At 40.3% G+C, this 13723-nt stretch carries 8 protein-coding genes; 3 read left to right on the top strand and 5 right to left on the bottom strand.

What is annotated here, in order from left to right; translation table 11 throughout:
- Positions 1-240 precede the first annotated feature (240 nt).
- Together serA and OQE68_RS12745 are read left to right on the top strand one after the other, a co-directional pair.
- Positions 241-1470: a phosphoglycerate dehydrogenase gene (serA, locus tag OQE68_RS12750; RefSeq protein ID WP_180570569.1), complete on the top strand. Its 1230-nt coding sequence runs from the start codon at positions 241-243 to the stop codon at positions 1468-1470.
- Positions 1471-1702: 232 nt separating this feature from the next.
- Positions 1703-1924: a hypothetical protein gene (locus tag OQE68_RS12745; protein WP_180570568.1), complete on the top strand. Its 222-nt coding sequence runs from the start codon at positions 1703-1705 to the stop codon at positions 1922-1924.
- Positions 1925-1981: 57 nt separating this feature from the next.
- Here the strand turns inward: OQE68_RS12745 and OQE68_RS12740 are convergent, their stop codons facing one another.
- The 5 genes from OQE68_RS12740 to OQE68_RS12720 all read right to left on the bottom strand — a co-directional run bounded on the left by OQE68_RS12740 (position 1982) and on the right by OQE68_RS12720 (position 9424).
- Positions 1982-2857 carry a hypothetical protein gene (locus OQE68_RS12740; protein WP_180570567.1) on the bottom strand — a complete coding sequence of 292 codons (876 nt, stop codon included), beginning with the start codon at positions 2855-2857 and terminating at the stop codon, positions 1982-1984.
- Between the two features lie 172 nt (positions 2858-3029).
- The gene (locus OQE68_RS12735) at positions 3030-5156 is read right to left on the bottom strand and encodes a TRAP transporter permease (RefSeq protein WP_180570566.1); all 2127 of its coding nucleotides are present in this window, start codon (positions 5154-5156) and stop codon (positions 3030-3032) included.
- A gap of 230 nt (positions 5157-5386) precedes the next feature.
- Positions 5387-6430, bottom strand: coding sequence for a TAXI family TRAP transporter solute-binding subunit (locus OQE68_RS12730; RefSeq protein ID WP_180570565.1), 1044 nt, complete (start codon positions 6428-6430; stop codon positions 5387-5389).
- 766 nt (positions 6431-7196) lie between these two features.
- Complete coding sequence (locus OQE68_RS12725; protein ID WP_180571643.1) at positions 7197-7622, bottom strand: hypothetical protein; 426 nt, start codon at positions 7620-7622, stop codon at positions 7197-7199.
- A 428-nt stretch (positions 7623-8050) separates the two neighbouring features.
- Positions 8051-9424 (bottom strand): sigma-54-dependent transcriptional regulator, encoded by a 1374-nt coding sequence (locus OQE68_RS12720; protein WP_180571644.1) that lies wholly within the window; start codon positions 9422-9424, stop codon positions 8051-8053.
- Between the two features lie 270 nt (positions 9425-9694).
- Here OQE68_RS12720 and OQE68_RS12715 point away from each other — a divergent pair, with 270 nt between their 5' ends.
- A complete protein-coding gene (locus OQE68_RS12715; RefSeq protein WP_266195668.1) occupies positions 9695-13720 on the top strand; it encodes an RHS repeat-associated core domain-containing protein in 4026 nt (1341 codons plus the stop codon).
- Positions 13721-13723 lie beyond the last annotated feature (3 nt).

Here is a 13723-nt window from a genome sequence, read left to right as displayed (position 1 = left end):
AAACTCAACTCAAATTGAATAAAAGTCATTCATTATAAACGCCTAATTTTGGCACAGTATGCTATCATATGCCTCCCCTGAACTTGGCCAGATCGGTCATTAATTGAAAGAAATGCGCCTAAGTTCAGGATTCAAGAAGCCTTTCAGCTGTATATACAGAGTTATTTTATACAGCTTAACTGGCTATTTTTTACTAAGTTGTACTATTAAGTAAGCCACTACAGCGGATTTAAAGTCATCATGGCCAAGACGTCTTTGGACAAAAGCAAGATCAAGTTCTTACTACTTGAAGGGGTGCATCAGTCTGCTATCGACACCCTGAACGCCCATGGCTACACCAACATTGAATATTTAACTACCTCGCTACCAGCTGAAGAGTTGAAAGCCAGAATCGCTGATGCACACTTCGTGGGTATTCGATCTCGCACCCAACTTACAGCTGACATTTTTGATGCTGCGAAAAAGCTGATTGCTGTCGGCTGCTTTTGTATTGGCACCAACCAGGTTGACCTAGCAGCCGCTCAAGAAAGAGGGGTAACTGTTTTCAATGCGCCTTTTTCTAATACCCGGTCTGTTGCTGAACTGGTCATTGCCGAAGCTATATTATTAATGCGTGGTGTACCTGAAAAAAATGCTTTAGCTCATCAGGGAGGCTGGCTCAAATCAGCAAAAAACTCCTATGAAATTCGTGGTAAAAAGCTCGGTATCATCGGTTATGGGAGTATCGGTAGCCAGCTCAGTGTTATGGCTGAGTCACTTGGCATGGAAGTATATTTTTATGATGTTGTTACTAAGTTACCGCTGGGTAATGCTACTCAAGTTAACAACTTAAATGAATTATTAGGTATGTGTGATGTTGTGAGCTTACATGTACCAGAAACCCCTAGCACTCAAATGATGTTTGATACTGAGCAGTTTTCTGCAATGAAACCTGGATCTATCCTTATTAATGCATCCAGAGGTACCGTTGTAAATATTGATTCATTAGCTGAATCAGTAAAGTCAAAAAAATTGTTAGGTGCTGCAATTGATGTGTTTCCAGTTGAACCACGCTCCAATGATGAAGAGTTTGTTTCGCCATTACGTGGCTTACACAATGTCATCCTAACACCTCATGTAGGTGGTAGCACTATGGAAGCCCAAGAAAATATTGGTCATGAAGTGGCTGAAAAACTGGTAAAATACAGTGATAATGGTACTACTATTTCTTCTGTTAACTTTCCAGAAGTTGCTTTACCTGCTCATCCTAAACAGCATCGATTATTACACGTTCATAAAAACCAACCCGGAGTGTTATCAGAAATTAACAAAATATTTTCTGACAATAATATCAACATTGCAGGCCAATACTTACAAACCAATGAAAAGGTTGGTTATGTAGTGATTGATGTTGATGCGGAGAAAAGCCAAATTGCTCTAGAAAAACTACAGCACGTCAATGGCACAATCCGCGCTAGGGTTTTATATTAAAATCGTTGTATCCCAGCTTCGTCATGAGGCCCCTTTTTCTAAGAAATCGGGGCTTTTATTAATTATTTAACTCAAGGAAAGACTCACTTTTCACCCATCCCATCAATACTATATTCATTACCCTTCGACTATTGTCTTAACTCCTATAATCAATTTCCAATTAAGCACATAGCTATTAAAGTACTAAACTAAGAGTTCATACACAAAAGGTATGGTATCAAGGAGTGAGGCTATGTTACTTAATATTTTAGCTATTTTGTTTGGTATATTAACAGGCTACCTTATTGTTGCAAAAATCGATAAACCACCTTTAGTCGTACAAAATTACAAAGTAATCCCTACTAGCCAAGTAATTAAACATCAACTGTCTGCTGACAATAGCTTACCTAATGAGTTTAAAGTAGCTGGCCAAGTTAGCTCTATAAAGCCTTATAATATAAGCAAAAATAATTAAAGAACTGGTTAGTCAATGACTAACCCAATAACTTTAATATTAGTGATTTACTTATAATTAATCACAACCAGCATAAGTTAACCATCCAACATATTGACCAGTTATATCTATTGCGCGAAGGTGTTTGCCACAAAAGGCGCTCACCGGATAATGACTTGGCGTGAAAATTGGGCCTAGCGGGAAACCACGAATATCATCTACTGCATTATATTTCTCAACTTGAGCACCTAATACCGGCACCTGACATTCAAAAAAAGCACCATCTTGGTTTTTTACCAATACACCAGCTTTCCCACCATCTAATGTCCAAGCACTATATACTGATGCATGATTTTTCGTCTGGCCTAAGCAAGTATGTATTGCTGGAAATAAATCAATAAAGTTTCCAGACCAATCTTTATTAGTTGAGTTAATGCTAAATTGACTTTGGTGTTGATCAATAAAACGAATTGAAGCTGTCACACCTAATAATGAAAATAGCAACTGTCTTGTTTTATTAGATTCATTGATAAAGTTAATAACTGTCCTTTTCCCTAAGATCATATTGTCAATCAGCTCATCAGCCTTATCTCTAGTCAACACAGTATAAAACGTTGCATCACCTAACGGCTTAATTTCTTCAGGATAATTAACATTAATTGCTTCTTTTTTATCTGTAACAAAAACCAGAGAAGAGCCAGCCTCGATACCATCACCTTTGTTAATAAAGCTTAACTCTAATGGCTGGTTAAAATGGTGCTTATGTATTTTTAACTGATACATCTTAGATCGTTTATATTTCGACCACTTGGCTGAGGTCATCATAGTGCAACTTGGCTGGTCTCTTTCACACTCTACTCGCCAGTCACGAAACACTCTAACCACTGGCTCACTGGCCGCCTCTACTGCAATACTAGCCAGACAACAAATAACTATAAGATAGTATAAGCGCATTAACACTCTCCTTAGCCCAAAAGTATCAGCAAAGCATACCCAAAGCGTAGGGTATAAAGCCGGCTAGTATGGCAATTTTTTATTAATAGCTTAAGCTATCCTTTTAGAGTAGGAGAGATGCATCACTCATCAAAAGTGATTTACTACTTATTATTCTCCTATTGGCTGTATTTTACTCCTTCAGTTTTATTTCATTTTTGCTAAAGCTCCAATAAAACAACCCAACAAATACACTCGCTCCTATTATTGTTATCCATATATTTTGCTGAGGCCACAGTAATAACACACCACTAGCTAATGCTATTAAACGCTGCACCCAACTCAGGGTACTTTCTAAATAACCTTCTAATGCAGCCGCTAAAGCATAAATTCCTAATAAAGCAGCAACAAATACTGGCAAGGCTTGAGTTAAATCACTGCTTAATAATGGAGTATAAGCAAACAATAAAGGCACAATATACAAGCCTTTGGCTATTTTCCATGCAGCAAAACCAGTACGCATGGGGCTGGTTTTAGCGATTGCTGCTGCCGCAAATGCCGTTAAACACACTGGAGGAGTAACATTACTGTCTTGCGAAAGCCAAAAAATAATCATATGTGCAGACAATAAGGCCAGAGCCAATTGGGCAGGATCAATAACAGTATCTATTAAAGTACTTTTTAAGTCTGCAGGTATTAAGGCGATCAAAGCCTGCGCATCAGTTAACGACATTGCACTACCAAACTGTTGTGCTTGTTCTGGCGCAACTAACATTAACATTGGTTTGACTTGCTCTGGTATTTGACCGTTCATAAGCAACTCTAGTAATTGTGCTTCTGCTATTAGGTTATAGATTGCTGGAGCAGCCAGGGTAGCTAAAATAATATAAGATGCGGTTACTGGTAGCCCCATCCCTAAAATAAGTGATGCCAAAGCCACCAAAACGATGGTCACTAATAAACTGCCGCCAGCCCAATCAGTGATCATTAATGAAAAAGTATTTCCAACACCTGTTGTAGCGACTGTATTTACCACCAAACCAATAGTGACCAATAACATCGCTGTGGCAGCCATATTTTTACTACCCAATACCATTGCTTGAATAACTTGGGGTAACTTCATTGGTTTAGTAGTGAGCCAAGTACTAGCAATAACGACCAGAATACTAAAGCCAGCTGCATAAGTTGGCGTAAAACCATAAATTAACATTGCCACTAGGCTTGCGATTGGCAAGGTAAAATGCCAGCCTGATTTTAGTAGTTTACCTATAGGCTCTTGATTTTCAGTTGTTTCAGCTATACCTGCTGCCTGTAAACCTTGTCGTTTAGCTTCAATTCTCACAAAAAAAGCAACAGACAAAAAATATAATAATGCAGGTAAAGTAGCTGCCCCCATAATTTCTAAATAAGACAACTGAGTATAGTTAGCCATAATAAATGCGCCAGCGCCCATAACTGGCGGCATTAGTTGTCCGCCCGTAGAGGCTGCAGCTTCTACACCTGCGGCAAACCGGGCAGGAAAGCCCGCTTGTTTCATTAAAGGGATCGTAATGACTCCTGTTGATACCGTATTGGCAACCGATGAGCCAGAAACAGACCCCATCAAGCCAGAACCCAATACAGCAACAAAACCAGGCCCACCGGTAAATCGCCCTGCGGCTGCACGCGCTATTTTAATAATGAAATCACCGGCCCCTGATTGAACTAAAAATGCCCCAAATAAAATGAACATAAATACATAGCTCCAGGAAATTCTGGCAATAGGGCCAAACATTCCTTCAGGGCTAAAGTAGCTGCGGTACAATAAAGTTTCTAAACTTAAACCAGGAAAATGAAAAGGGCCTGATATGAGCTTTCCCCACCAAACCACATAACTCAATGCAACTAAGGTCAACACTGGAATAAACCACCCCATAGTGCGACGGGTTAATTCAAGAGCTACCGTAATTGAGGCTATCGCCAACCACCAATCCCATTGAGATAACTCTACACCACGTGCATATAACTGGTCTTCAAATAAAATCAAATAGCCAGCACTCATGACTACTATGCCAGCAAGAACAATATCTACTATTTTCCAGTTTCTAGCTCCATCAGGCTCATTCTTCACAATAGGTACAGTCAAAATACATAACAAACCAAAACCAGAAAAATGAATAGCTGAAATCCAAAGCTCAGACAACGTACTAAATGTATTGAAATAAATATGTGTTAACGATAGTACTATTGCTAAAAAATAGACTATATATCGGGTGTATTTTATCGAATCTTGTGAGGATGTTTGATACTGATCCAGGGGCTCATTAATGGTATTGTACATACATACACCTCAATTGGTACTGCTTACCATTTATGCCCTTTCCGTAGTCATATTACGCTACTATTTTTAACGTTACTGCTTTTAACGTTATTTCTTATTTTGTTATTCAACAAATTTAGGGCACTTATAGATAATATAATTAAAACTGCTCCATATCGGATATAATATTCAATATATCCGATATGTTATTCTTTTAAAGTTTAACAATAATTTATGCAGAACACTGCCATTTACTGTAAATAACTAGGGATAGAAACTCCTTTTTCTTTAAAATATTTGGCAGCGCCTGGATGTAAAGGCAAAGGCAAACCTTCAATTGCCTTATTTAAGGCCATTACAGTAGTTGCTTTATGAATACCATTTAAAAATGATAGGTTTTCATAAATAGTTTTTGTCAGCATATATACTGTTTGCTCTGGTACATCATCCCGCACCGCTAAAAAATTAGGTTGAGAGATAGTTTTTACTGGCTTGCTTTGGCCATGGTAAGTGTTAGCAGGAATTTCGTAGCGGCTCCAAAGTTTATATTGCGAATTAATTTTTTTCAGCTGTTTATCCGTTACGTCTAAAATGCGTAAATCATCGCCTGATTTTGCAAAAGCTCTGGTAACCGCACTAACCGGTACCCCTGCGGGTGTATTCATGCCATTAATTGAGCCGTTTTGCAAAGCATCAGCACTGGGTCCATAGCCCATATAAGCAAGGGTAAACGTATTTGGGTTAATCCCAAGCTGACTCATAATATAGCGGCCAGAACCTTCAGTGCCTGAATTACGTTTACCTATTGAGAATTTTTTCCCATTTAGCTGTTTTAAATCATCTAAAGACCCAGTTTTAGATAATTTTTCATCAATAATAAAGTGCTCAACATTTTGCCAAAGCATGGTTATGGAACGCAGCTTATTTTGTGAACCTAAATTCTTCAGTTGCCCCTCACCTTTTTTAGCCCATGCACCATACAAACCTTGCAATATTGCAAACTGCGCTTCATTGTCATTCATTAATTTAATATTTTCACCAGAACCTGCAGAGCTAATAGCTGATAGACTGATATTGTAACTTGGCTGTAACTTCACCTTAGTCAAAGTGGCCAAGGCTACACCTACTGGATAAAAAGTACCTCCTGTTGACGCAGTAGCCAGAATATAGGATTGCTCTTGTTCTGCATGCGCAAAGCCACCATTAAGTGCCAATAAGACAACAGCAGTTGAACTGATAACTCTCTTTAAAAAAGCTCGACGCTTTAAGTAAACTCGCTTGCTAGTTTTTATCATGTATTAACCTCTTTGTTATTACTTCCTAACTTCAAATGTAGGTTACTCTTTGCAAATGGCTTCATGTATTCCCTAAAGGCAACCTATGACCAACCTAGATAGCAACCCTCATGCCAACCAAACCCAAACTGTAACCATTTGAAAATTAATAGATTTTAAAACCAATCAGGAAGGATTGGCAAAATATTGCTGACAAATACTCCTTGTGTAAGCAATTTTTTGCTTATTCTTAATTCCTATTGTTGTATACAGGTATTACCATTGTACTAACACACAACAACTCAAGCCTTTATAAAAGTATAAGACAGCATAATGGTGTCTATAAGATCACTCCCTCATCAGCAAAATTCTGCCTATACTCTTCGCGAATGATTTTTAGACTTTGTTACCGTCATTCTTCACCCCAGTCATTTAGTTTATCTAAACTTCTGGGGCTTCATCGCTCGGTGGCCTCGCCTAAATAATCCTTCGCTTTGAGTATATACCACTTTATTTTTACACCTAAAAATGATTCATGATGGATATATCTATATCCATTAGCTTCTGGAACATCTTGTGGCTTTAGACGGAGCAGCACCTGAATCCTCAAAGACGCGAAGAGCCCTCCAAATAATGAGCGTGGTTGATACTTCTGTATGGGTCGATCACTTCAGAAACCGAAACAATACCCTGATGATTGAGCTAGCTTGAGCAAAGTCATGGAGTTTATTGAACGTGAAAAGTTGTACAGTCTAGGAGGCTCGCCCCTCCTAGCAACTTTATCCTGTTATGGTCCTGGAAACATTGTTAGAACTTGATCAAAGCCAGTGTTGTACACGATGCTTGCTTGATTTGTTGTAGCACATGCATTGTTGCCTAGAGCCCCTAGGTCTTCTATCAAAGTACCAGTACCCATGATTCTACCTCCCCTTAAAGGTACTTCATTACAATTGTCTGCTGCTATTATTGCATTACAAAGCTCAGTCATTTTTTCTAATGAAAGGCAGTGGTTGCTATTAAAAGCGCTATTGCCACCATCTACACATTGGTTACTACAATAGCTGTTTTGTATATGTGTCCAAGTAGATGCACTTATGTTTGAACAATTTATGTTAGGGCATGCTGCTTTTACATTAGAAGATAAAGCTGATAATTGAATTACTAAAGAAAAAACAAGGGATTTTTTAGCTGATAACAACTTAGTCTGATACATGGTATTGCCATCCTTGATTGATTGATTGAATAAATATTTTTATCTGCAATTTATTTAATCTCCATACCAATTATGATTCAGATGGAATAATAATTAAATTACACCTTATTACGAAGATAGGTTTGTATATAAAAATAATAATTCTATACTTAATACGAATGATTTTAGTTGACCTTGCTTGTGCGAAGCAATGAATTTCATCTAGGGTGAAAAGTTATATAGGTTAGGGTATGGATTAGTGAACCCTATAAAATCAATAAATCAAGACTCAGGCAGACCGGAGCTACCTACCAAACAAAATAGAAAAACTGGACCTGCCAGGCAATTAGATGAGATAACATTTATAACAGTGGTATTAGAGATACAGCTAGAGTAACGGGTATCACTCAAAGACCAATAAAATGCATGATATCGCAATTGAGCGATTTTTATTTTTCCAAATAATCCAACCGATTTAACCCATATTTTTGCATTTTCTGATTTAACGTTCGTCTAGGTAAATCAAGTTCAGCCATTACCTGGCTTATATTACCCTGATATTTCTCTAGTGCTTTATGCAGTAATTGCCGCTCATACTGATTTAATTTTTGGCTAAGCGATAGAACGCTTTCCAGTATTCTGTCTGCTTCTTCTATTTCTTTACTGTTATCTGCATCAATCAAGTCAATAATAGATTTATCCCTGGCTAGAATATATCGGGTCGCAATATTTCTTAACTCACGAATATTACCTGGCCATGCATAAGCCATTAGCAAGTCAATATCGCTTGGAGCTAGTGTTTTAACTGGCCGCTGATACTGCTCAGCAGCCAGGTCTGCAAAGTGAGTAAATAAAAGTGGTATATCAGTTTGCCGTTCTCTTAGAGGGGATAAATTAATTTCTGATACATTTAGACGATAGTATAAATCCTGCCGAAATTCACCCGCATCTTTAAGAGATACTTTCGTCGCACTGATTACTCTGATATCTAAGTTAATGATTCTATTTGATCCCAGCCGCTCAATTTCTCCAGACTGCAATGCTCTAAGTAACTTCACTTGCAAATGTGAGGGCATACTCTCAACTTCATCAAGAAAAACCACTCCTCCATCTGCATGTTCTAATTTTCCCTTGCGTTGCTTTTGTGCTCCACTAAAGGCCCCAGCTTCGTGGCCAAATAACTCACTTTCAAATAGCGCTTCTGGAATAGCACCACAGTTTAATGCAACAAATGGTTTATTTGCTCGCTGGCTATATTCATGTAAACACTGTGCCACCAACTCTTTACCACAACCAGTCTCACCATGAATAAGTACTGGTGTATTAAAATTTGCCAGAGATAAAATTTCTTCTCGAACCAACTGTATAGCTTTACTTTCACCTAATAATTTAGCTGAAATGCCACTTTGCTCAGCCAATTGCTGGCGAAGCTGCTGGTTTTTTATTTTTAACTCAAGCTGTTCATGTGCGCGTTGAATTCGCTCTTTCAGCCTATCTGGGTCAAATGGTTTTTCAATAAAATCGTAAGCGCCTTTCTGCAGTGCCTCAACCGCCATACTGACATCACCATGCCCAGTAATCAAAATAATGGGTAAGTTGCCATTTAGTTGTTTTGCTTGCTCTAATAGTGTTAACCCATCCATACCAGGCATTTTTACATCACTAATCACTACCCCCATGAATCCTTGCTGTAGCTGGTTAATCGCTTCATGCGCCGTATTACAACAAATAACAGAAAAGCCGCTAAGCTCTAACCACTGGCTATTTGCTTTGAGCACTTGCTCTTCATCATCAACTAATAATACTTTGGGTGCTGTATTCATAAGCAACAGGCTCTTACATAATAATTAGAGAAGATTAACAAAACTCACATTTGTTACTCCAATAGTGACTTTATGTAGAATAGTGTAGTGTTCTTTAACGAGTTATAGATAGCTTATAGTCAAAGCGAATGGCTTTTGGGGGCGGCCGTCGAGCGATGAAGCCCCATGAGTTTATGTTTTTATAAATGATTGGGGTGAAGAGCGAAGACAACAAACCCTAAAAATCATTCGCGAAGAGTATATTAATGGAGTAACAGGAATGTTGAAACAATGAATGTAACTCAATCTCTTGCTAAAGCACAAAAAGAGCTGGCTAGTTTAGAAAAAGAAAAGATGGCCGAACTCGCCATCACTGCTGTTGATGTTGCAGGCATGGTTGATCCAACACCAGCTTCTGACCTGATTGGTGCAGGTATGAGCTTTGCCAAAGGAGATTTTCTTGGTGGCGCTCTTTCGCTAGTTTCTGTCATTCCCTATGTAGGTGATGCTATTGCCAAGCCAGCTAAAGCAGCGCGCACGGCACTTCGTGTAAAAAAAATTGCTGATAAAATAGCCAAAGCTAAGGCAAGAATTGCTCAACTTAAAAAGCTGGAAAAAACAGCCAAGGCATCAAGCAAGGGCGTAAGCAAAATCAGTGACTCTGTGACCAATGCAACAACTAAAGTCAAAGGCCAATTCAAAAAGCAGAAAAAGGGAAAGTGTGAATCCTGTGACTTCAACGCGAAACAATCCAAACAACAAAAAGCGGCTGCAGCCAAGCAAAAACCCGAAGTAAAAACCAATAAAGCCTCAGGTGAAAATGGTAATGGCCAAAAAGTCCCCAGCAATGATAAAACCTGCACCAATGGCTGCCCGATTAGTATGGTGGCAGGTGAAGAACTGCTTGAGCAAACCGACTTTGTATTAAGCGGGCCATTAGCTTTTATTTGGAATCGCACCTACCGCAGCAGTAATAATAAAGCGGCCGAACTAGGCATTGGTTGGACTACCCCGTTAGGTGAAAAGCTTCAACAAGCAGGTAGCCAACTGTTTTATTTCAATCAGGAAGGCCGCTCGATTCCCTTACCCATACCCCCAGCCAATGGTCAAAGTTACAACCAAGCGGAAAAACTACGGGCTTTTGATTTAGGTAGCGATTTAATTTCAATTAAACCCCAACAAGGCCCAGAAAAAATCTTCCGCTTAACCGGCAGTGCTTCAAGCAAACAAGGCCAATTAGTGGGGCTACGGGATGATTGTGATAATACAATCCAAATTACCCATGGTAATGCAGAGCAACCCACCAAACTAACTACCAGCTGGGGACAAGCCGCCTGGTTTTATCATGACCCACAAGGCCGGATTATTGCCATTACCCGAGGGCAAGATAGCGACACCCCACCAGATACCCAACCTGTCGTGCAATACCAATACGATAACCATAGTGATTTAGTGGCAGTATTAGATGCCTTAGGCCATGGGGAAAAATACGCCTATAACAACCACATTATTATTCAGCGTACTTTAAAAAGCGGCTTTAATTTTTATTTTGAATGGGATCAATACACCCCTCAAGGTAAATGTGTTCGCAACTGGGGGGATAATGGCATTTATGATTATCAATTTGCTTGGTTTCCAGAAGAAAACCGGAGTACAGCCACCGACAGCCGGGGCGCCATTACCCAATATAGCTATAACGACAATGGCCAGATCATCAGTGAAACCGATCCGTTGGGTGGTGTCACTGAACATCAATATGATGATGCTGGTAATGTCGTCAGCACCGTTGATCCAGCCGGTAATACCACCCTTTACGAATACAACCTGGATGGCTTGCTGATCAAAGTCACCGACCCGGAAGGCAATAGCCATGCGATTGAATATGACGATGAAAGTCGGCCAACTACATTAACCGATCCATTAGGCAACCGCTGGAGCCGTCAATACGACGAGCGAGGGCTATTAGTCAAAACCCTTGATCCAGAAGCCAACCAAACCCAAATTGATTACAACCCCCTTGGCCTGCCTGTGCAAATCACTGATGCTATGGGTAATGCACGGCAGTTACAGTGGAATGAACAGGCACAATTAATCAGTCAAACCGACGCAGAAGGCCAAGTTACCCAATACCGTTATGATCAGCTTGGGCAAGTCATTGCCAGCCAAGACAGCCAGGGAGCCCAAACTTACTATCAGTACGATGACCTTGGTCAACCAATTGCTGCACAATTACCCAATGGCAAACAAATTAAACTGGCGTATAACCCCGCAGGGCAGCTGACAGCCTTTACTGATGAAGTCGGGCGTACCACAAAGTATCAATATGAAGGGCTAGCACAGGTTAAAAAACGCATTGACCCTGCTGGCCAAGTGTTTGAGTATTTTTACGATACAGAGCGAAACCTAACTGGCCTGAAAAACGAAAACGGCGAAACCTATCAACTGATTTATGATTTAAATGAAAACCTGATTCAAGAGGTGGGCTTTGATGGCCGAGAACAACATTATGAGTACAACAAATCCGGCCAGCTAATAAAACATATCGACGGACCAAGACTTCCAGCCAGCGAACCTAAAACAGCAGACGCAACAGAAACAACAAGCACAACAGAAAGCCCCGATCAGCCCAGTATCCCCACCACCGAATTTAAACGTAATAAACTGGGGCTACTGCTTGAAAAACAAACCAGTGATGGCGAAGTCAGCACATTTCAATACGATGCTGCCGGGCGCTTGACTGAAGCCAATAATAATCATCGTAAACTCAGCTTTACCTATAATGCCATTGGCTTACTCACCGAAGAAAGCCAAGATAACCAAACCATCAGCCACGGTTACGACCCATTGGGTAACCGCACTAGCACTACTCTGCCCGATGGGCAAAGCATCAATTACCGCTATACGCCAGATGGTCTATTTACGGATGTCGCCTTAAACGGCCAGCTGATCACCCAGGTAAGGCGTGATAACCAAGGCCGAGAAATCGGCCGTATTCAAGGGGTAGTGGAAAGCCAGTTTGAATACGACATTATGGGAAGACTCACCCGCCACCGAGTCGGTAGCCGAGAAACACGGCAGTTAATCATCCAACGGGAATACGGATACGACAATGCGGGTAACCTAGCCTTAATCAAAGACTTAAAAAAAGGCGAAACTCAGTTTCAATACGATGCTTTAGATCGGCTGACTGTCGTCAATGGCATTATAAAAGAAAGCTTTGCCCACGACCCAGCAGGCACTATTTTAGCGCAAACTGATCAGCCAAACGGCCAGTCTCAAGGCAACCGACTGTTATTCCAAGGAGATCGCCACTTTGCCTACGACAGTCGCGGTAATTTAACTGCAGAAAAACGCGGTAAACACGGCAAGCTGGTCACCCGCTATACCTATAATCACGCAAACCAACTGATTAAAGTTGAAAACGCCAGCCAAACTACTGAGTTTACATACGATGCACTCGGACGAAGAATCAGTAAAAAAGACAGCTTTGGTGAAACCCAATTCCTCTGGAATGGCGATGTTCTGCTCTCAGAAACAAGAGAGAACATCCATAAAACCTACCTATATGAACCCGAGTCTTTTCGACCACTCGCGTTAGTACAAGATAATCAGGTTTATTTCTATCACCTGGATCATTTAGGCACACCCCAGGAAATCAGCGACGCCAGAGGTAGCATCGTTTGGTCCGTCCAATACCGGGCTTATGGGAATGTTGTTAGAAAACAGGTCGAGCATATCCAAAACAACCTCAGGTTTCAGGGCCAATACTTTGATGAAGAAACTGGATTACACTACAACCGACACCGGTATTATGATCCAGGGTTAGGGCGGTTTATTAATCAAGACCCCATTGGGTTGGCAGGTGGTACGAGTTTATATATCTATGCACAAAACCCAGTTAGCAGTGTAGACCCTTATGGGTTAATGCCTTGGGCATGGAATGGTGAAACAGGCATGGGGCACCATCTTGTGCCAAGAGGAAAAGCAAATAGTGTAGGACTAGACCTACTTAGCACTAAAAGGCATACACCAACTTATTTCCCAGAACCATACCAACCAGGCATGCATGAAGAGTTACATCGAGCCCAAAAACCATTTTTAGGTAAACTACAGGGACCATGGAAGGGTACTCAAGATGAGTTAATAAAAGCATCTAGACAAGGATTGGAGTCACTTAATCATATGAAAGGAGTATTAAAAATACCTGCTACAGGTGAAATAATAGCTAGCAATGTAACACCTACAGAGGCTTTTGATAAATTGACTGAGTGGCACGACTTGAAACTTGCCTCCACAAAAACCAAAAAAGATTGTTGATCA

The sequence above is a fragment of the Spartinivicinus marinus genome, from assembly GCF_026309355.1.
Classification (GTDB): domain Bacteria; phylum Pseudomonadota; class Gammaproteobacteria; order Pseudomonadales; family Zooshikellaceae; genus Spartinivicinus; species Spartinivicinus marinus.
The sequence above is the reverse complement of the archived record's forward strand: the minus strand, read 5'-3'. Positions and strand labels throughout refer to the sequence as shown.

Coding starts and splice junctions, on each gene's coding strand:
- serA (WP_180570569.1), top strand. CDS start 241: ATGGCCAAGACGTCTTTGGACAAAAGCAAGATCAAGTTCTTACTACTT.
- OQE68_RS12745 (WP_180570568.1), top strand. CDS start 1,703: ATGTTACTTAATATTTTAGCTATTTTGTTTGGTATATTAACAGGCTAC.
- OQE68_RS12740 (WP_180570567.1), bottom strand. CDS start 2,857: ATGCGCTTATACTATCTTATAGTTATTTGTTGTCTGGCTAGTATTGCA.
- OQE68_RS12735 (WP_180570566.1), bottom strand. CDS start 5,156: ATGTACAATACCATTAATGAGCCCCTGGATCAGTATCAAACATCCTCA.
- OQE68_RS12730 (WP_180570565.1), bottom strand. CDS start 6,430: ATGATAAAAACTAGCAAGCGAGTTTACTTAAAGCGTCGAGCTTTTTTA.
- OQE68_RS12725 (WP_180571643.1), bottom strand. CDS start 7,622: ATGTATCAGACTAAGTTGTTATCAGCTAAAAAATCCCTTGTTTTTTCT.
- OQE68_RS12720 (WP_180571644.1), bottom strand. CDS start 9,424: ATGAATACAGCACCCAAAGTATTATTAGTTGATGATGAAGAGCAAGTG.
- OQE68_RS12715 (WP_266195668.1), top strand. CDS start 9,695: ATGAATGTAACTCAATCTCTTGCTAAAGCACAAAAAGAGCTGGCTAGT.